Annotated in this window: 18 protein-coding genes and 1 pseudogene; 7 read left to right on the top strand and 12 right to left on the bottom strand. The window is 34.2% G+C overall.

What is annotated here, in order from left to right; genetic code table 11:
• Positions 1-15: 15 nt before the first annotated feature.
• Entirely contained in the window at positions 16-531 is a 516-nt protein-coding gene (locus C2I06_RS02410; RefSeq protein WP_095328993.1) for an NfeD family membrane protein, read from the bottom strand.
• A 371-nt stretch (positions 532-902) separates the two neighbouring features.
• Here C2I06_RS02410 and C2I06_RS02405 point away from each other — a divergent pair, with 371 nt between their 5' ends.
• Positions 903-1,223, top strand: coding sequence for a hypothetical protein (locus C2I06_RS02405; protein WP_095329003.1), 321 nt, complete (start codon positions 903-905; stop codon positions 1,221-1,223).
• Between the two features lie 139 nt (positions 1,224-1,362).
• Here the strand turns inward: C2I06_RS02405 and C2I06_RS02400 are convergent, their stop codons facing one another.
• From C2I06_RS02400 to C2I06_RS02380, 5 genes are all read right to left on the bottom strand, one after another.
• Positions 1,363-2,136, bottom strand: a complete 774-nt coding sequence (locus tag C2I06_RS02400; RefSeq protein ID WP_095328992.1) for a Cof-type HAD-IIB family hydrolase — start codon at positions 2,134-2,136, stop codon at positions 1,363-1,365.
• Positions 2,137-2,152: 16 nt separating this feature from the next.
• Positions 2,153-2,941: an ABC transporter ATP-binding protein gene (locus C2I06_RS02395; protein ID WP_095328991.1), complete on the bottom strand. Its 789-nt coding sequence runs from the start codon at positions 2,939-2,941 to the stop codon at positions 2,153-2,155.
• 297 nt (positions 2,942-3,238) lie between these two features.
• The gene (locus tag C2I06_RS02390) at positions 3,239-3,505 is read right to left on the bottom strand and encodes a phosphocarrier protein HPr (protein WP_016200885.1); all 267 of its coding nucleotides are present in this window, start codon (positions 3,503-3,505) and stop codon (positions 3,239-3,241) included.
• Between the two features lie 145 nt (positions 3,506-3,650).
• Positions 3,651-4,382 (bottom strand): gamma-glutamyl-gamma-aminobutyrate hydrolase family protein, encoded by a 732-nt coding sequence (locus C2I06_RS02385; protein ID WP_095328990.1) that lies wholly within the window; start codon positions 4,380-4,382, stop codon positions 3,651-3,653.
• Between the two features lie 189 nt (positions 4,383-4,571).
• Positions 4,572-6,128: a bifunctional metallophosphatase/5'-nucleotidase gene (locus C2I06_RS02380; RefSeq protein ID WP_095329002.1), complete on the bottom strand. Its 1,557-nt coding sequence runs from the start codon at positions 6,126-6,128 to the stop codon at positions 4,572-4,574.
• A 289-nt stretch (positions 6,129-6,417) separates the two neighbouring features.
• On the opposite strand from C2I06_RS02380, the gene C2I06_RS02375 reads away from it, so the two are divergent.
• From C2I06_RS02375 to C2I06_RS02355, 5 genes are all read left to right on the top strand, one after another.
• Entirely contained in the window at positions 6,418-7,338 is a 921-nt protein-coding gene (locus C2I06_RS02375) for a phosphate/phosphite/phosphonate ABC transporter substrate-binding protein (protein WP_123257381.1), read from the top strand.
• Positions 7,339-7,492: 154 nt separating this feature from the next.
• Complete coding sequence (phnC, locus tag C2I06_RS02370) at positions 7,493-8,263, top strand: phosphonate ABC transporter ATP-binding protein (RefSeq protein WP_095328988.1); 771 nt, start codon at positions 7,493-7,495, stop codon at positions 8,261-8,263.
• Positions 8,260-9,063 carry a phosphonate ABC transporter, permease protein PhnE gene (gene phnE / locus C2I06_RS02365; protein WP_095328987.1) on the top strand — a complete coding sequence of 268 codons (804 nt, stop codon included), beginning with the start codon at positions 8,260-8,262 and terminating at the stop codon, positions 9,061-9,063. Before phnC ends, phnE (C2I06_RS02365) begins: the two co-directional genes overlap by 4 nt.
• Complete coding sequence (gene phnE, locus C2I06_RS02360; protein ID WP_095328986.1) at positions 9,060-9,863, top strand: phosphonate ABC transporter, permease protein PhnE; 804 nt, start codon at positions 9,060-9,062, stop codon at positions 9,861-9,863. Before phnE (C2I06_RS02365) ends, phnE (C2I06_RS02360) begins: the two co-directional genes overlap by 4 nt.
• A gap of 143 nt (positions 9,864-10,006) precedes the next feature.
• Positions 10,007-10,969, top strand: coding sequence for a D-2-hydroxyacid dehydrogenase (locus C2I06_RS02355; protein ID WP_095328985.1), 963 nt, complete (start codon positions 10,007-10,009; stop codon positions 10,967-10,969).
• A gap of 48 nt (positions 10,970-11,017) precedes the next feature.
• Here C2I06_RS02355 and C2I06_RS02350 read toward each other — a convergent pair whose 3' ends face one another.
• The 3 genes from C2I06_RS02350 to C2I06_RS02340 all read right to left on the bottom strand — a co-directional run bounded on the left by C2I06_RS02350 (position 11,018) and on the right by C2I06_RS02340 (position 14,441).
• Complete coding sequence (locus C2I06_RS02350) at positions 11,018-11,866, bottom strand: metal ABC transporter permease (protein ID WP_095328984.1); 849 nt, start codon at positions 11,864-11,866, stop codon at positions 11,018-11,020.
• Positions 11,803-12,519, bottom strand: a complete 717-nt coding sequence (locus C2I06_RS02345; protein ID WP_047942923.1) for a metal ABC transporter ATP-binding protein — start codon at positions 12,517-12,519, stop codon at positions 11,803-11,805. The genes C2I06_RS02350 and C2I06_RS02345 overlap by 64 nt, the downstream gene beginning before the upstream one ends.
• A 635-nt stretch (positions 12,520-13,154) precedes the next feature.
• Positions 13,155-14,441: a C40 family peptidase gene (locus C2I06_RS02340; RefSeq protein ID WP_123257380.1), complete on the bottom strand. Its 1,287-nt coding sequence runs from the start codon at positions 14,439-14,441 to the stop codon at positions 13,155-13,157.
• Positions 14,442-15,207: 766 nt separating this feature from the next.
• On the opposite strand from C2I06_RS02340, the gene C2I06_RS02335 reads away from it, so the two are divergent.
• Complete coding sequence (locus tag C2I06_RS02335; protein ID WP_095328982.1) at positions 15,208-16,332, top strand: NAD(P)/FAD-dependent oxidoreductase; 1,125 nt, start codon at positions 15,208-15,210, stop codon at positions 16,330-16,332.
• Between the two features lie 801 nt (positions 16,333-17,133).
• Here the strand turns inward: C2I06_RS02335 and C2I06_RS02330 are convergent.
• The 3 genes and pseudogenes from C2I06_RS02330 to C2I06_RS02320 all read right to left on the bottom strand — a co-directional run bounded on the left by C2I06_RS02330 (position 17,134) and on the right by C2I06_RS02320 (position 22,515).
• Positions 17,134-20,349 (bottom strand): SH3 domain-containing protein, encoded by a 3,216-nt coding sequence (locus C2I06_RS02330; RefSeq protein WP_164463603.1) that lies wholly within the window; start codon positions 20,347-20,349, stop codon positions 17,134-17,136.
• 400 nt (positions 20,350-20,749) lie between these two features.
• Positions 20,750-21,762: pseudogene (locus C2I06_RS02325) on the bottom strand (asparaginase).
• 267 nt (positions 21,763-22,029) lie between these two features.
• Positions 22,030-22,515, bottom strand: coding sequence for a nitroreductase family protein (locus C2I06_RS02320; RefSeq protein ID WP_095333080.1), 486 nt, complete (start codon positions 22,513-22,515; stop codon positions 22,030-22,032).
• Positions 22,516-22,568: the final 53 nt, after the last annotated feature.

Raw genomic sequence — 22,568 nt, 5'->3', positions numbered from 1 at the left:
CTTTTGTTTGCTTTACTATATGCCATCCTTGCGAACAACATAAGCAACATTTTCTTTAATTTCTACTATAACCGTTTCTTCGCCAAATCCAATTTCTTCGTTATAAAAGCTTGCTGCAGTTTTTGAGATATTTCCACTGATGCTTTCGATCAATATTTCTCCATAGCCATCCTGCGGAATTGCTGTAATGACTTTGCCAATTCTTCCCTTAAGTGATTCATCGCTATAAACTAATGATTCTTCTGCATTAGCAAGAGGAATAAAAACAAAAAAGTGTAAGCAGCTAGAAATAATAAGTGCGATTATTGCTGAAATGGAAAGAATAATGAAGCTATTGATAGAAGAATACTTCTCCATAAGATAACCACTTGCTGATAATATCGTAAAAAAAGCAAGGATTAAAGTAGGATTAAATACACCCACGTCTCCACCAAATAAGTCTGATAGTAATAAGGTTAATATGACACATATTCCCGAACCAATTAAAACAGTTAAATAAATGGAGGGAAGATCAAAGCCGAATAATTCCATACACATCATTCACTTTCTAAAAATTTAATTTTGTTATGTATTCACTAAAATCAGACCTCCTTCATTTTAGTACTTACCATACATACGACTTAGACGAAGAAAGGTTTCAGGAATTTTTAGAAAAAATCTAAATTATACTTATATTGTATGAACTGGCATACAGAAATAAAGAACTAATACCCTTTTTTAGCATCAGCTTATCAAGCATGCAAAAAAATCATTCTTCCATTAATATTTCGTCATCTTTAAGAATTTGTTTCATATCATAGTTTAAGGGGAATTTCATCTATATCAACGAAATATTTTGTATATACCATTGTTACCGTTTGAGCAATAAAACTTTATGAAAAGGTGATATTGTGGAAGAGCATATGAAACGTACAGATAAACATGAGGAAATTGAAAATAAAAATAGGATAGGTAAAAAAGTGATGTATTTTTTAGGCTCTATCTTACTGCTTACCACAATTTTCGGAGGTTACATATTTTCAGATAGATATTTTGCTAGTGAGCCCAAAACAGGAACAGAAGAATATGGAGACAAAGTAGTCATTACCTTGCCAAACGGAAAAAAAGTATTTACTTATGAAAATCTAATTGTAGAAGAGGATGGCAAACTTCTTTATAAAGGAGAACGTAATACAATCGATTTATCAGGAGGAGTTGTTGTCTATGAAAACTGGGAAGACTAATCAAACTTATTTTTATGGAATATCGTCATCAATCTCTCTCTTACAACCAAATAGAATAGTACTAAAAAGCTGCCAAAAAAAGTGATCAATATTTGGCAGCTTCTTTATATATGTATCTTCTCTTTTTTCTGATCAAAAGTTAAAGGAGGCTTATTTTTTGTAATCCGTAAGCTAGTCCCCCATCATCTACATGCTTTGTAACAAATTTTGCATATGGCTTAATATCTTTATGGGCATTCCCCATAGCTATTCCCATTCCTACATACGAAAGCATTTCTTTATCATTTAATCCATCTCCAAATGCTACAGCTTCCTTTGGATCGATATTTAGTATGTTTAAAATTTGTGCAATCCCAGCTGCTTTTGACCCACCTGTTGGAATAACATCCATGGATAAAGGATGCCAACGAACAAAATGTATATTGGAAAACGCTTCTTCATATACCTTTTCTTCGCTTTCCTCACAAAAAAGCAAGCATTGATAGATATCAGCTTCCTTCCAAAAATCTTTTCGATAAGAAGGTGCCTTTAATTTTAATGATTGAAATGATTCAATAATATGTGCATGCTCCTTATGATTAGCGCAGCCTTCCTTGCTCCCTTGAAAAACGATTGGATGATTATTTTTTAAGGCAGTATTTTCTAGCATTTCTAGTATCTCCATTGGGATTGGTTTTTTATAAACTTCCTCTTTTTCATGGACAACATATGAGCCATTAAAAGAAATAAAAGACGATAAACCAAGCTCCTCTAAAATATGAGAAAAGAAATAAGGTGCTCTTCCAGTTGCTAAAACAATTGGGATATTCCGCTTCTTTAATTCCTTAATGGCTGCTTTCGCGTCACTAGGAATTTGTTTCTCTTCATTTACTAATGTACCATCAATATCAATAAATACAATTTTATATGCCAAAATTCTTTCTCCTTTATTATTTCTTTATTAATGAGCTACTTCTGGCTAATAGTGGTCTTTCATTATTCCAAATGACTTCTACCGGTAACGAAAAAAAGCTGCTCATGTTCTTGCTGGTTAATACTTCCTTTGTATATCCTGAGATAAATTCCTCTCCCTTTTTCAACAGAAAGGTATGGGAAAACACTGGTAATATTTCCTCAACATGATGTGTAACGTAAATGATGCTACTATTTTCAGATACCAAACTAGAAATGGTATCTAATAATTGTTCTCTTGCTAAAAAATCTAAGCCTGTAGCAGGTTCATCTAAAATAATTAGTTCGGGATTTACCATTAGCGCTCTTCCGATTAATACTCTTTGTCTCTCTCCTTGTGATAAACTACTATATGGTCTATCTGCATAATCCAAGCTACCTAGCTTCTCCATTATTTCAATTGCCCTGTTTCTAATTTCCGTTGTTGGTGACTCATATAATCCAATCGAAGCATATGCGCCGCTAAGTACAATTTCAAATGCGCTATCTGACGCATATAAATTTTGTTGTAGCCGGTTGGATACTAGTCCAATCTTTCGCCTTAGCGCTCCTCCTAACTCTGACTTCCCAAACTCTTTTCCTAATACTTCCATTTTCCCAACTGTCGGATGATAATACGCACAAATCATATTTAACAAAGCTGTCTTTCCGGCCCCATTTAGACCATACAGAATCCAATTTTCTCCTTTTTTAATCTCCCAATTAATATTTTTCAGTATCCACTGACCATTTCTTTTTAAGCCAACCTCTTCTATTTTAACAACCATACTAATCCCCCTATCTCCTCTACATTTTACTAAAAATTCATATAATTTGTACAGAATGAGGAATCAAAGAAATTTGTATTTTTCATTGCTCATATTACAAAGAAGAAAGATAATGAAAAAGACTTGACCCTTAATCAAAATAGATTTCATTCTGATTAAGGGTCAAATCTTTAGGTGGTACATACATTAAATTAATAACCCCATATTCAGTTACCACCGAATGTGTAAACGCTTTAATTTGATGACAAAAAAATAACTGGAGATAGACCCTCATAAATGAGGGTCATAGGTAAAAAATTAACCAACTAATCCTTCTTTTTTAAGGACAGCTTCTACACCATCAACTGCTTCTACTTCATCTTCACCAGTTGCAGAAATAGTAATTTCTCCACCTTTAGGTACACCTAGTGACATTACGCCCATAATAGACTTTAAGTTCACAGATTTCCCTTTGAAAGAGATTTGCATATCTGATTTGAACTTGCTAGCAGTGCTAACTAATAATGTTGCTGGTCTTGCATGAATACCAGTTTCATCAATTACTGTAAATGTTTTTTCGCTCATTGTTATACCTCCAAAGAAAAAATTGTCTTACCCTACTATTTTAGCTGATTTTAGGACTTAATACTAACTTTTTTTTCATCTTTTTCAGTTTTAAGCTTTCTATTTGTGTAACTCTCGATATTTTTTCATTTATTAGACAAATTTTCTACCCCATTACCCTCTGCTTTTTTACACTTTTTATGAATTCTCTAAAAATCTGATTCATTTTATCATTAGTAGACGCCATTGATTCTGGATGCCATTGAATCCCTAGTAAAAAGTTAGGATAGCTCTTATGCTCAACAGCTTCTATTACACCATCGCTACTAGTGGCAACTATTTCTAAGCCTGCTGCTAAACCATCAATAGCTTGATGATGAAGGCTATTTACTCTTGTTTTTGTTTCGCCAATTATATTTGCTAACTTACTTTTTTCTTCAATAGAAATAAAATGGGTGTCTAAATTTCTATTCACAGATTGAGTATGTTTAATACTATCTTTTATTTGCGAAGGAATATCTTGTATTAATGTTCCTCCTAAAGCAACATTTAAAATTTGAATTCCTCTACAAATTGCAAGTATTGGTTTATTCGTTTCCATCGCCCTTTTAATTATTTGTATTTCCACTTTATCACGCAAAATAATGGTGTCCCCTATATTTTGATGTGGATCTTCTCCAAATAAACTCGGATCTACATCCTCTCCTCCACTCAAAATCACAGCATCACAAAGATCCACCATTTCTCTTGCCAGGTCCTCCTCTACAAACGGCAAGATAACTGGCAATCCTCCATTGACTGCAACGGATTTTTGATAATCATGATGCACATATGTGCCTTCCATAAATTTATTTTTAAATACGTATGCACCTGTTATCCCTATTACCGGTTTACTCAACGCTCTCCATCCCCTGACACTATTTAATTTTTTCAATATTAACAATATTAAAAAGGAAATAAAAGAGCTTGTCAATTAACTTTCTATAAATAAAAGTAGAAAAAACAGCTACATAACGATCATCGGTCTACCGTTTTAGCTGTTTTTATCGTTTATGTTATTGTTATAAGTGTAAATAGTATCTTCCTCTTACCAAATGACTTTCCAATTATGATTACAAGTCGCAGGTACGACCTTTCTCTCCATAATATAATTAGCTATTAATTCAGAAGCGTCAAATTGAATTTCACGGATAACAGGCTTATTTTTGAACATAAAGAAATCTCCACCGCCTCCTGCTCGATAATTATTCATTACTACTTCATATACACCTTCCTCGTCTATTGGCGCCCCCTCAAAATCTAACTGAACAACTCTCTGTCCAATTGGCTTAGTTAGATCGAGTGTGTATTCAATTCCTTCCCACATATCGTAGTTGTAGTGCTGGGGTTTAGGATAAACAAACGAAGGATTGACAATCGGCTCTCCCTCGTCATTTAAAGCAAAATATTTTGCACTTTGTTCGAGCGCACGACGAATATCCTTTCCAGTTAGAGCAAGCACTTTAAATGTATTAGGATAAATATAATTGGATACAATATCTCTCATTGTTACATTGGGCTTAAATCCCGGTGATTCGTTATTAAAAAGTGCAGTATTACTGATTTTCACTTGCGCTGCATCCATTTGTACTTTATTAATAAATTCGATAAGCGCGCTGTCCTTTAAGCGAATTTGCATCGGATCTGTTACTAACATTTCCCCATCAATATAGCCAATCGGCGTATCTAACCATTCCTGTGTCCATTCCTCATTTTCCTTTACTAATAATAGAATATCCTCATCAGCTTCTACTTCAGCAACAGATAATAGTTCAGAGCTTTTCTCGATTACTTCGCCTTTATCATCTAGTAATAATGTTATTTTTCCTACATACTTTCCATTATTGCTTGGTTGAATAATTTCTGTTCCATTGATATTACCGGTTAATTCTCTATGTTGATGCCCTGTTAAAAGTACATCTACCCCGTCAATTTGTTTACAAATGGTATATCCTTGATTCTCTCTAGTCAATACTTCGGATGGCTCACCAGTTTCAGGATCCCTTTCAAATCCTCCATGATAAGAGATAACAAGAACATCTGGCTGCTCTTCCTTCTTAATCAGCTCTACCCATTCTTTTGCACTGTCATATGCATCATTAAATTGCAGTCCTCTGATATTCTGAGGATTTTCCCAATTGGGAATGTAATGGGTTGTTATACCTAGAATAGCAATCTTAAAACCATTTATTCTCTTTATTACATAAGGAATTCCTAAAAATGGTGTTTTCGTTTTTACATCGACAATATTTGCAGACAACCAAGGGAAATTTGATTCCTTTACTGCGGATTTTAAAATATCTAAGCCATAATTAAATTCATGATTTCCAATAACAGCTGCATCATACTTTAATTCATTTAATATCGTTATCATTGGATTTTTTTTATCTGCTAAAAAATTCGCATAATGGTAGGTTAACGGCGTGCCCTGTATTAAATCACCATTATCAATTACAATGGTATGTACATTCTTTGCTCTTTCATTCCTTATTATAGAAGCAATTTTACCAAGACCAACATCTGCAGGGGCATTATTCCCATAATTCAATGGAAAAACATTTCCATGTACATCACTTGTTAATAATATAGTTACTTCTGTATTCAAGATTTCATCTCCAGTATCTAAATTTCCAATTTTTACGAATAAAGTAGTATAATCGAAGCTGCGTTTTATTCCTCCATTAAGCAAGTTCATTATAACAAGTTCATTCTACCTTAACTACCTATAATTTCTTTTCTTTCTCCTCTAACTCTCTTTTTCTTAAACCTATTAAAAGTTTTTTAGTACTTCTTTACAATAAATTTGCAATTCTTAACATTATTCCCACTTTAATTATGACAAATCTATTATATATTTTTACAAGTAACACATTAATAACTTCGGAGGTCTAAAAATGTTAAAAAAATTTGCTACGCTCGGACTTTCCCTTGCTTTAACTGCAGGGATACTATCAGCTTGTGGATCGGAAGAAAAAACTACAAGCAATACAGATGGATATGACCCAAAGGAATTAACAGTACAATTCGTGCCATCTTCTAATGCAGATACTTTAGAAGCAAAAGCTAAACCGTTGGAAGGTTTACTATCTAAAGAGCTAGGGATACCTGTTAAAGTGAGTGTTTCTACTAACTATAACACGATTATCGAAGCAATGGATTCACAGAAAATTGATGTTGGTTTTTTACCTCCTACAGCATATGTCCTTGCCCATGATAAAGGTTCTGCTGATGTTATTCTGCAAGCACAACGCTTTGGAATTAACGACGATGGCAGTGAAAATGATGAATTAGTAGATTTTTATAAAAGCCTTTTTATTGTGAAGGCAGATTCTGATATTAAAACAGTAGCTGATTTAAAAGGGAAAAAAATCGCAACGCAAGATGTTACCTCATCTGCTGGTTATGTTTGGCCTGTTGGTAAACTAATGGAAAATGATATTAATGTTCCTGGAGATGTTGAAACAGTTACGGTCAAAGGACATGACCAAGCCGTTATTGCTCTATTAAATGGTGATGTTGATGCGGCTGTCATCTTCCAAGATGCTCGTAATATTGTGAAAGCAGATTACCCAACTGTTTTTGAAGATACAAAAGTACTTGAGTATACAGAAGATATTCCAAATGACACAATCTCTGTTCGCTCTGATATGAGTGATAAATGGAGAAAGAAACTTCAAGAAGCTTTCATTGCAATAGGAAAAAGTGAGGAAGGACATCAAATCATTCGAGATATCTATACACATGAAGGATATGTCGTATCAGATGATAGTAAATTTGATATCGTCCGTGAATATAACGAAAAAGTAGCAGAATAATATTTTTTGCCAACCATTTAAATTTTAAATGGTTGACTTTTTTCTAGTAAGTGTCGGATTATTATATCTTTATTCCGACTTTTACTAGAAAAAAGAAGTCTCTCTATATAAATCTGATTTCTTTTTCAATTTTTATTAGAAAGTTGGTAAAAAATTGATAGAGTTTAAAAAAGTAACTAAAATTTATCCAAATGGAACTAAAGGATTAAATGACATTAATATTACGATTAACAAAGGAGAATTTGTTGTCATTGTTGGTCTTTCTGGCGCAGGAAAATCTACTTTCCTCCGCTCCATTAACCGGCTTCATGAAATAAGCGCAGGAAATATTGTCATTAATGGTCAATCTATTACCGCAGCGAAGGGTTCTGAATTAAGAAAAATACGTAGAAATATCGGAATGATTTTTCAAAATTTTAATCTTATCAAGCGTTCAACTGTTCTTCGCAATGTACTATCCGGCCGGGTTGGTTATCACGGTACCTTAAGAACTATTCTAGGCTTTTTCCCGAAACAGGATATAGATCTTTGTCTTCTGGCATTAGATCGAGTCAATATATTGGAAAAGGTATATTCGCGTGCAGATGAACTCTCTGGAGGCCAGCAGCAGCGTGTTTCAATTGCACGCGCATTAGCACAAGAAGCAGAAATCATCTTAGCAGACGAGCCAGTAGCTTCTCTTGATCCTTTAACTACTAAACAAGTTATGGATGATTTGAAACGAATTAATGTAGAAGATGGTATTACAACCATCGTCAATTTGCACTTCATTGACCTTGCTCGGCAATATGCGACACGAATTATTGGTCTTCGTGCAGGTGAGGTAGTATTTGACGGCCCCGTAGAAGAGGCGACCGATGAAGTGTTTAAAATAATATATGGACGTGAAATAAAAAAAGATGAATTACTAGGGGAATCGATATGAATGAGAAAGCAATAAAACAACCCTTATTAAATAGGCCCACTCCTCCAGCGAAAAACAAATTGATACTAACCATCTTGCTTCTTCTTGTTTTATTATGGTGGAGCGCTTATAAAACAGATGCGAGCCTTACCGAATTAATTCAAGGCTTTCCCAATATATTTGATGTACTCTTACAAATGGTTCCACCAGATTGGAAATATTTCCAAAAAATTATGGAACCATTATTAGTGACAATACGAATGGCCGTAATCGGAACTACTTTTGGCGCTATAATAGCCATTCCTCTTGCTATTTTTTGCGCTAGTAATATTGTACGCTCCGCATTTATTTTTTATCCATTTCGAATGATCTTAAATTTGATTAGAACTATTCCGGACCTATTACTTGCTTCCATCTTTGTTGCTATATTCGGGATTGGATCATTGCCAGGAATTATCGCACTAATTATTTTCTCTATTGGGTTGATCGCAAAGCTTTTATATGAAGCGATTGAATCTATTGATTCTGGCCCCCTAGAAGGAATGACTGCTGTAGGTGCTAACAAAATACAATGGATTTTTTTTGGTATTGTTCCTCAGGTTACTGCTTCTTTTACTTCCTATGTATTATATACATTTGAGGTAAATGTACGTGCAGCAGCAATACTAGGATTAGTTGGTGCCGGTGGAATTGGTGAATATTATGATCGCACACTTAATTTTTTACAATATGATAGAGCTTCTTCTATTATCATTCTTACTTTACTAGTTGTTTTAATTATCGATTATTGTAGTACAAAACTACGGGAGAAACTGTTATGAGTGAAACAATAAAAACAATCACAAAGCCAAAAAAGAAATCTTTTAGAAATATTACCCTATTCGTCTTGTTAATCCTTATATATATATGGGCTTTTTCTGATATACCGGTTACTTCCATTAAGGATAGTTCAGCACAGATTTCTCAGGCCATCTTCACAGGCATTTTTCATCCAGATTGGGAATATGTATATTTGCCAGATGGCGAGGATTTATTACGTGGTCTGCTTGATACATTAGCAATTGCCATATTAGGTACCTTTATATCAGCATTTCTTTGTATTCCCTTTGCATTCTGGGCTGCTAATAATATGAGCAAAGGAAAAACAATCGCGAGCACAGGGAAGTTTGTATTAAGTTTCGTACGGACATTTCCTGAAATTATCATGGCTATTTTATTTATTAAAGCAGTTGGTCCTGGATCATTTGCTGGAATACTAGCATTAGGGCTACATTCCATAGGGATGTTAGGAAAATTATTTTCAGAAGAAATTGAAAATCTAGATATGGGACCAACAGAGAGCTTGCTAGCAGCCGGTGGTACAAGATTGCAAGTCTTATGGTTTGCAGTATTGCCGCAGGTTTTACCTGGTTTTTTATCCTATACCTTATATCGATTTGAGATAAATATTCGTTCTGCTGCCATTTTAGGTGTTATCGGTGCAGGAGGGATTGGAACACCACTTATTTTCGCACTCAGTACAAGAGATTGGGATCGAGTTGGTATCATCCTATTAGGGATTATTGTCATGGTAACCATAATTGATATAATAAGTGGATTTCTAAGAAGAAAGATTGCCTAGAAGAAAAAAGTATATTTTAAATAAACACACATCAGCTTTCTTTGATGTGTGTTTATTGTAGAAAATAACAAAATAGTACAAATTATCAATATATTTGTTACAATAGAATAATAAATTTTAAAAATAAAGGAGTGTTCTCCAAAATGAAAAAAAGAAAATTATTACTTACCCATTCTCTCCATTCTTCCCTTCTGAAAAAGATACAGTCCACATTTTCTGAATGGGAAATCATTCAAGCATTAAAACAAGATGATTGGCAAAAGCATTTGATTGATTCTGAAATCATTCTTGGTTGGAGAAGTAGTTTTGATTTAAAAACTATTATGGACAACGACCAGCTCAAATGGATTCAAACTTGGAGTGCAGGTGTGAATTCCCTTCCTTTAGAGCAGTTAAGAAAAAAGAATATCGTTATTACAAGTGCAAATGGCGTACATGGCTACCCTATTTCAGAAACAATTTTTGCGCTCCTACTTGGTCTAACAAGAAATATTCATACATATGTACGAAATCAGCTTAAAAGAAAATGGGATGGAACCGACATTAAATTAGAAGCACACAAAAAAACGATCGGTATTATCGGTTTAGGAGCAATTGGGCTAGAAACAGCTAAAATTGCCAAGGCATTTGATATGCATGTTATCGGCGTAAGAAATTCACGTAAGCCAACCGATTATGTAGATGCGTTATATACATCTGAAGAGCTAAACGAAGTCCTTCCTCTCTGTGATTATGTAGTAGTCACACTGCCGTTAACAGACGATACATATCAACTATTCCAAAAAGAGCAATTTCAACACATGAAAAACTCTGCCTTTTTTATTAACATTGGACGTGGAGAAATAGTCAAAGAGGATGATTTGGTCATCGCTTTAAAAAACGGAGAAATTTTAGGTGCGGGCTTAGATGTTTTTGAAAATGAACCATTGCAGCAGACAAGTCCACTATGGGATTTGGAAAATGTTATTATAACTCCCCACACTTCGGGCTCTACAGAACATTACAATAGCAGAGTAATAGAAGACATTTTCCTCCTTAATGCAAAGCATTATTTAAAAGAAAAAGATCTAGCAATTAATGTTGTGGATTACCAAAAAGGTTATTAATCCTAAATATAAAAAGAGGAGTTCGCTTAAAAAGCACTCCTCTTTTTATCATCCAACCTTTTTATAATTCTTCTGACTTGTCGCACGGCGAACCATCATATAAATCCTTTGACTTAAAAAGCCTACTAGCAAAATAACTACTAATAATAGAGTAATGGTTGCACCAGGAGGCGTTCCTAAATGATAAGATGAAAACAATCCAGTAAAGATACTAACAGCCGCTACTAAAATAGCCACGAAAAATACCCATTTAAAGCCTTTTACTAATTTGATGGAAAAGGCAGATGGTAATACTAACAAAGCAGAAACCAATAGCACGCCGATTGTTGGGATAATTACTGAAATAGCGATACCAGTTAAAATACTAAATGCTATGGATAACATATTGGTATTAATGCCGCTAGTTGTTGCCGTATCTTGATCAAAAGTCATAATATACATCTGTCGCGTAAAGAAAACAAAAAATAGAAGAATAATTCCAGTAACAATTGCTAATATATTTACTTGCTGTTTGCTAATCGTAATAATACTTCCGAATAAATACTGATCCATGCTTGTCGTCATTCCGCCACTAGATAAACTCATGAGAAATAAAGCGAACGATAATCCAGCAGCCATTAGAATGGCAATCGATACTTCTGAATAAGTATGGTATGCTCGTCGCATATATTCAATTCCAATTGCTCCAGCCATTACAACGAGGAGACTAGAAATTGTTACATTCGTTTGAAAGAAAAAACCAATTGCCACACCTGCTAATGATATATGTGACAATGTATCTGCCATCAATGCTTGTCTCCGCAGGACTAAATAAATTCCAATGATTGGTGCAATTATTGCAATGAGCCCACCTGCCCAAAATGCTCTTTGCATGAATTCAAGCTCAAACATCTCCATCCACCTTTTTCTCCTTTCTCAATATGAATAATTTTATCTAAATAATCTTCTACTTCATCTTGATCATGTGTTACCATAACAACTGTTCTATTATGCTCATTTACTTGATGTTTCATAAATTCATAAAAGCCTTTCCTGCTATCTGCATCCATTCCTGTAGTCGGTTCATCTAAAACCAGCAAATCAGGTTCAGACGCTAGAATACGTGCAATTACAATCTTTTGCTTTTGTCCTCCTGATAACTCCCCAATTTTCTTATTTCGATAATCCCACATTCCAACCATTTCTAATGATTTCTTGACTGCTTCATGATCTACTTCCTTTAATCTTTCATACCATTTCTTACGTTGATATCTGCCTGATCGAACAAGTTCTATTACAGTACTTGGGAAGCCAACATTAAAAGAAGAAATTTGTTGAGGAACATAACCTACTGTTAATTTTTTTCCACTCGCATTTAACTTACTTATATTCACTTCTCCTGACCATGGCTTTAGTAGACCCAATAATAACTTTAATAAGGTAGATTTACTTGCGCCATTAGGTCCTGTAATCCCAACAAACTCCCCATATTCTAATTCAAATGATACATCCTCAAGAGCAGGAACATGTTCATAACCAAATGTAATTTTTGATACTGTCGCTAGTTTCATATAGTAATTACTCCTCTCCATTTGTTTATTTATAATCTTCCTTATCCATAACGCCTCTATAATCGTTTCTCTTTAAATTCTGTTTTAAATAAAGATAGGTTAGTTTTTTTGAAATATTTTTATCAAAGCACTTATTTGTTATTTTTTCATTTATCTAGCTTTAATAACTTTTGCGATTTGTGGCAATCTATTCATTCTCGGAATGTTTCATGCAAAAACAGTCATTTCGTACTCATTACGATTTAAAGGCTAAAAATATTTGTTCAAATAGAAAAAATTATAATTTAAACACTAGATAAACAGTTTTCATTTCTTTCCTTCTATAATACATGACACTTAATAATAGACTTTTCCTTGTTGAGTGTCAATATAAATCCAAACGATTCCGATTAAAAATTTTATAATAAAATTGTTTATTGGTCAAGAATTACTTCTTATATACCCGATTTCCCCCCATTATTATAAGGATTCCAATGATTAATCAGCCTTATTATTATTCTGCTAATATTCATAATAAAATTATGATATGATGCATAAATTTTAAATACTGGGGTATATATTAAATATAATGAATCAGAATAAAAAGCATTACTTGATGAAATTTCATCAAGTAATGCTTTATAAAAACTAAAATATTAGAATCGAACAACTCTTCCATTAAATACAGTTTTCCAATATCCACTGTCCATAGATGCTATTGCAACACCAGTAGAGCTTTGAGAACCGATGAACTTGCCTCCACCAATGTAGATTCCAACATGACCATCCGTTTTATATGTGTTAAAGAATACTAGATCGCCTGGCTGCATATCACTTGTAGATACGCGAGTTCCAGCGTTTTTCAAAGCATCTGTACTTGCAGGAATACTATATCCAGCCTGTGAATAAGCCCAGCTAACAAAACCAGAGCAATCAAATAATCCGTTTGCTACATCAGATGCTGTTCTTCCTCCACCAAATTTATAAGTAGAATTACCAATATATTTATATCCTGCTGTAATAGCTTTTGATTTACTACCACTTGCTTTTACTGTTTTCTTTGAGCCTGATGTAGTTTTGTCAGAACTTGTTTTAGATTTATTAGAACTTGCGGAAGAAGAATTATTAGAACTTCCATTATCACTAGTTCCAACTGTTGTAGCAACTAATTGATTTAAGTTTTCTTGTTCTTTTTGTTGGATCATCTTTTTAATTTGTGGTTCTACAGATTGTAATGAACCATACTTTTCTTCCAATTTAGCTTTACGTTCTTTATTGTCTGCTTCTTTTGCTTTTAAATCATTTTTTGCTTGCTCATTTTTCTTTTGTTTATCTTGATTTTGCTTTTGCATTTCTTCAAGATCTAATTTTGTATTTTTCAATTCATCATACTTTTCTTTTACTTCGTTTTGCTTCGTTTCTAAATCTTTTTTATCCGCTTCATTGCTTGCGATTAAATCTTGATCTGCTTCCATGATTGTAGCTACAGCACCTACACGGTCAACAAACTCCTTAAAGCTAGCTGCACCGAATAAGACTTCAATATAATCAACGTTTCCTCCATTTTCTTGGAAGGTACGTGCTCTTTCTTTTAATACATCATTTCTTTTTTCAATTCTATCTTCTAATTCTTTTATCTTTTTCTCAAGGGTTGCAATTTCTTTTTCTGTTGTTTCCATCTTTGTTTTTGTTTCTTCAATAAGTGCTTTATTTTCCTCGATTGCCTTATCCACTCTTTTAATTTGTGCTTCTAGTTTCTTTAATTCTTCTTGCGTTTCTACAATCTTAATTTGAGCGTCTGAAATTTGGCCTTGTAAAGATTCCTTTTGTTGAACAATGCTAGGTGATTGATTCGCATGAGCATTTATTCCTGGTACAGCTAGGCTAGTCCCTAACCCAAGTAATATCGTTGTATTTAGTACCACTAGTTTCTTTTTTAACATTTCCATTTTCCCCCTGCACTTATCTAATGTAGAATTCTTATAATCTAATTGTCTATGTATTGTCTATATGTTTATGGTTGTAATTGGTAGAGAGACTCTTTTAATATAGTATTCTCTCTTCTATAAATCAAACGATAATCCCGCTTTCGACGAAAGTTCTTTATATAAAACATCTTTCGCCACAAATAGAAGTATAACATCATAATTTGTCATTTAAGTAATAGGAATATTACAATTGTGTTTCAAATGTCTTTTTTCTATCTTTGTTCACATTTTTTCCAAACTTTTTCCCTATACACTTCCATTAAATCCCTATTAAAATGCAGATTTAATAATTAACATATTGTACTAAGTCGTTCTTAATAGTAGTATTTTGTCGCATGATATCGACATTTTCTAACGTTTCTCGCCCTACTCTCCATTTCCAAAACACTAGACAACACATTACCAGACTACAGACTTATTATCTTTTTAGTTTAAATAATACATCTAACTGTATGGAACAACCGCCTCAAAAGGATGAATTCAAACTATATTTGCACTATGTTATATTAGTAATAGCTGTTTATTTTAGCTGCGGTTCTACAGAAATATTGCACTCTTTTAAACTGATATTATTTTGTCTTAAATCAGGATTTAATCTATCCAATTTTTACTTTTGATGAAATTGTAAATAGAAAAGTATCTGTCTAATCCAACTTGTGTTTAAAACAGAAAATCATTTGAAATCAGCTTGAAACTAACTAAAAAAGGAATTGATAATTATATGAAAAGAATAGTGGTCGTGGGCGGCGGAATACTTGGCGCTGCTACTGCTTTTGAATTAGCAAAGCGCGGGGCTGAAGTTATTGTCATCGATAGGGAAGATCGTGGACAAGCTACAAAAGCAGCTGCCGGAATTATTTGCCCTTGGAATTCCCAACGTAGAAACAAAAAATGGTATCTATTAGCTAGAGAAGGGGCAAAATACTATCCCACTCTTGTAAATGACTTACAAAACTATCATCAGCTAAATACAGGCTATAAAAAAGTTGGTGCGCTTAGTCTGCATTCAGACATTACTAAATTGGAAGCTATGAAAGAAAGAACGTTAAAACGAAAAATAGATGCACCAGAAATTGGAGATATTGACATTCTTTCATCTTCAGAAGCTCAGTCTCTATTCCCTTTATTAGCTTCTGGATATGGGGCATTGCATATAAGTGGTGCAGCAAGAGTAAATGGCTGGTCATTACGAAACGCCCTCATGGAGGCAAGCAAACAATTAGGAGCAAGGTTTATCCATTCATCTTGTACCCTGTTGAAAGAGGGGCATGCAATTAAAGGGGTTACCCTTCGTGACAACACATCTATTTATGCAGATGAAGTAGTTATCGCTGCTGGTGTTTGGGCAAATGAATTGCTTGAGCCACTAAACTTAGCTTTTGACGTAAAAGCACAAAAGGGACAAATACTTCATATCCAATTAAAGGACATTCAATGTTCCAACTGGCCTGTAGTGATGCCACCACATGACCAATACTTATTAACTTTAGAAAATAATACGATTGTAATTGGGGCAACACATGAAAATACAACCGAATTATCTCCCGATGTTACAATTGAAGGAATAAAAGAAATAATTGATAAAGCTCTACTGTTTGCACCAGGCATATCAGAAGGCATATGGAGTGAAGTAAAAGTAGGTTTCCGCCCATTCACAAACGATTTCCTTCCAGTATTCGGAAAAGTAAAGCATTATGAAGGGTTAACCCTTGCTAACGGCTTAGGTGCATCTGGCCTGACAATGGGACCATTTATTGGGCAACAGCTTGCTAAATTTCTTCTTCATTCTGAATCAGATATCGACTTTTCTCCCTATTCTATCGATAGTTCTATTCAAGAGCGATAAAATCAGGAATGTGTATAATATACATTCGCATTATTGTATTTCATTATCAAGCCTCAAACATGAAAACACTTAACGTTTTTCTGTATTACTAACGTTAAGTGTTTCTTTTATTGGGTATATTCTCTCATCTTTTTATTTACCTTACTAATCATAAATTCCCTAACTCACTTTCATACACTGCTTATTAAATACTATAGATCCATCTATTTCCCCATTTCGAATCCCAAATTCTTCATAAAAAAGAGTAAAACACGCCTTCATATTGGAAACTCACGAGAATAGATAGTAGTTTCTACATATGGTTCTTCAACCATAATCGTATTAAAATTGTTCTGTATTACGTTCACTTTCATTCTATGTAACGTTCATCTTCTTCTATTACTGAGAAGAAATGATAGATTGCAGAAGGAAAACTTTAGTTTGTGTTTTTATCCTATTACTTGTTAGAAAAGAAAACAAATAAATACTTCTTCTTTCAGTTATTTTGAAGCGAGGAATTTTTAAAATGGATAGAATTATAACGGTTACTTAGGGGAATGGGTAAGTTAGGAAAGTAACAATTGTTGCAAAAAGATTATCGAATCAATTATTTTCAAAAAGACAGTTCTTATAATTATATTTAATCCCTGAAAGTAATAAAGTTGCGGAATGGTATAAATGCATCTGGGTAGTGTTTGGAAAGATTACAAACACTCTTTCCAAACACCATTAACCAGACTAATGATTTACCTTCTAATGTTTACAAATGGAAAATAATATAGTTATCTATTTCCATTTGTAAAACAATGAAACCGTTTATTTTTACTTTGTATTTACTTTATAAGTTGGAATCTCATAGTTTAATGTATAGGAACTTAACAGATTATATAAGTTATAAATTTGGCCCACTTGTTTAGTAGCCCAGCCTATATCGGAAGCATATTGATGCGTTGCATTTCCAGTTTTCTCAGCTGCATCAGGATTCCATCTCATTTTATATAAAGTATCTTGTCCAGCATTAACATAACCTTGGGCAATAAATTTGGCACCACCTATAATGGCTGCCTCTGGCGTAAACCATCCTGCATTATAAGCATATTGTGCACCGCTTGAAATGGCAGATCCATCATAGGCACCAATACCATACATGTTATACACAGTTTTACCGTTAACCTTGACACCATTTGCTAAAGTGGACGTTCCATTTCCAGTCTCTAAAAGTGCATGTGATATCAAGTAAATTTCATTAATTCCATAAGCATTAGCGGCAGTTACAAAGGCAGAAGCTTTTCCAGCTAAAATTCCTTTTCCAGCTAAAATCTTACTATCTACTTCTTTATCATCTACGTTTGCTTTTGCAGATAATTTTAGAAATTGCAGTGATTGTGTATCACTATTAATAAAATTGTCTGGATTAAGGTAGTAAGCAGTGTCTTCCTTACTAGCAGTAACCCATGATTGTGAATAATTCACTTTATACCAGTAGTAACCATCTGTTCCTTTGATTTTAGAAGTAATCGTTAATACTTGGCCACTAGTCAAGGTACTGACAACAGAATAATCGGTTCCAGCACCTCCGCGTAATCTCCAGCCATTTCCGATTACAGTACCCTTTGTTGAATCTGCTGTTTTAAAAGCAATCGCATCTTCTCTTATATATGTGTCATATTTTTTATCTGTTTGTGGATTCACACTTAATTGAATATTTGTCATTTCTTCTAGTGTGAGATTATAATTCACATAATTTTTATTAATCGTTGCATTAGCTGATCCATTGCCTTTGGTAGATAGATATTCTGTGCTGACATAGCCTTCTAAATTATTAACTTTTACTTTAGACCAACCATTTCCCTCCGCTTGTACAATAACCACGGTACCTGCTGGGAGCTTACTAAGAATCTTCCCACTTGTTGATGGTGTGGATCGCAAATTCAAACTAGAACCTGCTTGAACATTTACAATTTTTTCGATTCCAGTTGGTGTTTTTTCTGGCTGTTTCGCTTCGTTCTTGTCTGTTCCTTTATCTGGAGTAGATATACTTGTTAAGTATTCGCTGCTTACATAGCCTTCTACTTTACTCGTTTTAATTTTGGACCAGCCGTTTTTCTCGGATAGTACCGTTACCACCGTACCCGCTGAAAGCTTTCCTTTGATTGATCCGCTTGTTGATGCAGTAGATCTTACATTTAAATTAGAACCCGCCTGAACGTTGACTTTCATTTCTTTTCCAGTTGGTGCTTTTTCTGGCTGTTTCGCTTCGTTCTTGTCTGTTCCTTTATCTGGAGTAGATATGCTTGTTAAGTATTCGCTGCTTACATAGCCTTCTACTTTACTCGTTTTAATTTTGGACCAGCCGTTTTTCTCGGATAGTACCGTTACCACCGTACCCGCTGAAAGCTTTCCTTTGATTGATCCGCTTGTTGATGCAGTAGATCTTACATTTAAATTAGAACCCGCCTGAACGTTGACTTTCATTTCTTTTCCAGTTGGTGCTTTTTCTGGCTGTTTCGCTTCGTTCTTGTCTGTTCCTTTATCTGGAGTAGATATGCTTGTTAAGTATTCGCTGCTTACATAGCCTTCTACTTTACTCGTTTTAATTTTGGACCAGCCGTTTTTCTCGGATAGTACCGTTACCACCGTACCCGCTGAAAGCTTTCCTTTGATTGATCCGCTTGTTGATGCAGTAGATCTTACATTTAAATTAGAACCCGCCTGAACGTTGACTTTCATTTCTTTTCCAGTTGGTGCTTTTTCTGGCTGTTTCGCTTCGTTCTTGTCTGTTCCTTTATCTGGAGTAGATATGCTTGTTAAGTATTCACTGCTTACATAGCCTTCTACTTTACTTGTTTTGATTTGGGACCAGCCGTTTTTCTCGGATAGTACTGTTACCACCGTACCCGCTGAAAGCTTTCCTTTGATTGATCCGCTTGTTGATGCAGTAGATCTTACATTTAAATTAGAACCCGCCTGAACATTGACTTTCTTACTTACTAATGTTGGTGTATTGCCGCTGTTCTTTTCAGTTGCTTTATTATTATTAGTTGTTGCTTCTGTAATTTTTTTCTCCGATAGATAACTACTACTTACATAGCCTGTTTTTCCAGATACAGTTACTTTATCCCATCCATTTGCACTCGACAGAACTTTTACCTCTGTTCCTCTAGAAAGTTTTGTTAAGATGGAACTATTCGTACTCGCTTCCTTTCTAACATTAAGGGAAGATTTTTTTTCAACATTGACATATTTCGCCGTTGTTTTTGCCGTTGCCTCTTTACTAGCGCTTGTTTTAGTTTCATCTTTCTTCTCTGTACTTGAAGTTCCCTTTTTCTCTGCTAGATATTGTGTTGCTACATATCCTTGTTTTCCATACGCTTCTACTTTCGACCAGCCATTGGATTCTGAATAAACCGTTACAGGTACATCTTTAGCCAATTTTACAATAATGGAAGCTGAATTGGACGGACTGTTTCTTAAATTTAAACTGGAACCAGTATCAACATTAACGTATTTAGTCACTTTTTGTTGTTTGTTTGAACTATTCGTTGTTTTCTTTTCCTCTGATTGTACAGCTTTTATGTATTGAGATGATACATATCCATTTATTCCATTTACTTTAATTTTTGCCCAGCCATTGGACTCTGAAATAACTTCGACTTTTGTATTGTTTTTAAGCTTTGTTACTACATTTGCTTTTGTCGAAGCTGACTCTCTTACATTTAAAGTAGAAGACGGATCAATAGAAACATATTTTACGAAACTCTCTTGCTTTGTTGTCAAATAACTTGATGATACATATCCAATCTTTCCATCCACATCCACTTTTGACCAGCCATTCGTTTCCGAAAGGACACTAACTTTTTCTCCTGCCTTTAAAGTGGTTACCACACTTGTACTGATTGATGGACCGACTCTTACATTCAATACCGATCCTTTATTCACTTCTACATACTTCGTAACGGAAGCTGCGTGAGCCTCATCCATAAAAAGTGGGGAAGATAATGCTGCTAGAAATATTCCAGGTACAACTACTTTTTTCACCACTACATACCTCCTAGATCTATTTGCTTAGTTCATTATTTGGTTATTCTTGAATCTATCATCTTGTTACTACTAAACTCTATTACCCCTATTATATATTCTTTAGTACCTATGATATTATCTATTATTCTACTAGTATATAATCCTATAGTCACGTTTTTTTATTACACCCTTATTTATTAGGTCTAAAGTTTCATCTCAATACCAAATACACCTAGCACACCTAATCTAATAGTAACATTATTAACTAGAAATAAATAGTCATGAAGATTTAGATAAGACCACAAAAAACAAAAATAGGCATCATGGACTACTTGAAATTGAGACCGTATTTCTCCAACTACTGAATGAAAAAAGCTTCCAATCTATCACTAAAAAGATAGATTGGAAGCTTCATCACTCAGTAGTTGGATCTTTCCCCTTCCCAATCAACTGATAAATCATAAGCTATTTGGCTCTCCATGCGATTTTTTATTTCATTTAATGATGCTTCATTTCCTAATACCCACATTAATTTTGCCACAATTGCTTCTGTATTCATATCTGCGGATAATATAATATTGTATTGCGCCACTTTTCTTCCTACTTCATATAGTAGGAGGTCTTGTCCTTCTTCCAAGCATTGAGTTGTGATAACAACAGCAATTCCTTCCTCTACCATTTCTTCAATCTTTGGTAATAGATTTCTTTCCTCAAAAGGTAAGCCCCCATTACCAAAGCTTTCAATAATGACCCCTTTATAATGCTGTTTAATAAAATTAAATATCTCCGGCTTTGTACCTGGGTGCAATTTTAATAAAAAACATCAGGACATATGCTTGTATTCAACAGCAAATCAGTTGTCGTCTTGTCAGGCTTCCATAAAAAGTGAATTTGATCTTTTTCGATCGTCGCTACATATGGATGATTGATACTAGCAAATGCATCATAGCTCTTTGTTCGCATTTTCATTGCTCTTGTACCGATAATAACACGTCCATCAAAAACGACAAAAACTCCGCCTATCTCTTCTTTCGCAAAGCGAATGCTATCTATAACATTTTTCTTAGCGTCTGTTTGTTTAAAACTAATCGGGACTTGTGATCCAGTGATTACAACAGGTTTTTCGAGACCTTGAAGCATATAAGAAAGTGCTGCTGATGTATACGCTAATGTATCTGTACCATGTGTAATAATAAAACCATCAAATTCATGATACCGCTCAGCAATGGTCTCAGCCATCATAACCCAATGTTCCGGCTGCATATTAGTACTATCTCTATTCATAATGATTTCACAAGTTACATCAACTTCTAAAATATCATTCTTAAAATATTGAAGGAGATCTTCTGCAGACAAACCAGGAACAAGTCCTTCATTTCCTTCTATTGAGGCAATTGTCCCGCCGGTTGCAAGTAAAAGCAATTTTTTCATTTACAGTCCTCCTAAATGCCATACTCCTTAAAATATATCCTTTTTCGATATATACCACGTTATTATATATACTTAAAGAAATTTCCGCAATAAGAGGATTCTATCCATTTTATCAGAAAAAATTATTTCTCTCTATTTCTATTTTCCTAGCTGAAAGCAACATAAAAAAATGGCTGGAACAGAGATGTCCGACCAAAAATAAGGCCAAACAGATTCGTATGATTGTTTGGCCTTTTATTCGCTTATCGAAAATTAATAGATCACGTTTTAATCTAAATAGGTAATTTTCTCCTCGATAGACGTGCGTGCTTTTGGTTCCATAATTTCTTCCGGGTAGCCAATAGCGAGTACTCCTACCACTTCATAGTCCTCGCTTACTCCTAACGATTTTCTTCCTAAAGCCGAAGATCCGACAGAACTCCAAAACGTACCTACTCCCGCATCCCATGCTTGCAGCATAAAATTTTGGATAAAACAGGAAACTGATGCTAAATTTTCATCCCTTTCGATTTGGTTTCTTCCTTTATGCGATAAAACAGCAATAACCTTAGAAGCTCCGCCAAAATTTGTTTTATGTTTTAGTTCTGCTCGGGTTTTCTCTCCAACAAAAAGAATTCTCCATGGTTCTGTCATTTTATGATTCGGTGCAAATTTTGCCTGTTGAAGCCATTCCAAAATAATAGAATTCTCTACATCTTTCGTTTTGAATTTTTTTACTGTTCTTCTCCCTGTAATTAATTCAGATATATTCACTTTTAACTCTCCCCTTTTTTGTGAAGTATTGCTTATTTCTCTTTATTATAATA

The organism is Niallia circulans (genome assembly GCF_003726095.1).
GTDB lineage: Bacteria > Bacillota > Bacilli > Bacillales > Cytobacillaceae > Niallia > Niallia circulans_A.
The sequence above is the reverse complement of the archived record's forward strand: the minus strand, read 5'-3'. Positions and strand labels throughout refer to the sequence as shown.

Excerpts from the sequence above, each read along its gene's own strand:
- C2I06_RS02345 (WP_047942923.1), bottom strand. The coding sequence starts at position 12,519 with ATGAAACTAGCGACAGTATCAAAAATTACATTTGGTTATGAACATGTT.
- C2I06_RS02395 (WP_095328991.1), bottom strand. The coding sequence starts at position 2,941 with ATGGTTGTTAAAATAGAAGAGGTTGGCTTAAAAAGAAATGGTCAGTGG.
- C2I06_RS02350 (WP_095328984.1), bottom strand. The coding sequence starts at position 11,866 with ATGGAGATGTTTGAGCTTGAATTCATGCAAAGAGCATTTTGGGCAGGT.
- C2I06_RS02340 (WP_123257380.1), bottom strand. The coding sequence starts at position 14,441 with ATGTTAAAAAAGAAACTAGTGGTACTAAATACAACGATATTACTTGGG.
- phnE (WP_095328987.1), top strand. The coding sequence starts at position 8,260 with ATGAATGAGAAAGCAATAAAACAACCCTTATTAAATAGGCCCACTCCT.
- C2I06_RS02390 (WP_016200885.1), bottom strand. The coding sequence starts at position 3,505 with ATGAGCGAAAAAACATTTACAGTAATTGATGAAACTGGTATTCATGCA.
- C2I06_RS02410 (WP_095328993.1), bottom strand. The coding sequence starts at position 531 with ATGGAATTATTCGGCTTTGATCTTCCCTCCATTTATTTAACTGTTTTA.
- phnE (WP_095328986.1), top strand. The coding sequence starts at position 9,060 with ATGAGTGAAACAATAAAAACAATCACAAAGCCAAAAAAGAAATCTTTT.
- C2I06_RS02405 (WP_095329003.1), top strand. The coding sequence starts at position 903 with ATGAAACGTACAGATAAACATGAGGAAATTGAAAATAAAAATAGGATA.
- C2I06_RS02335 (WP_095328982.1), top strand. The coding sequence starts at position 15,208 with ATGAAAAGAATAGTGGTCGTGGGCGGCGGAATACTTGGCGCTGCTACT.
- C2I06_RS02355 (WP_095328985.1), top strand. The coding sequence starts at position 10,007 with ATGAAAAAAAGAAAATTATTACTTACCCATTCTCTCCATTCTTCCCTT.
- C2I06_RS02375 (WP_123257381.1), top strand. The coding sequence starts at position 6,418 with ATGTTAAAAAAATTTGCTACGCTCGGACTTTCCCTTGCTTTAACTGCA.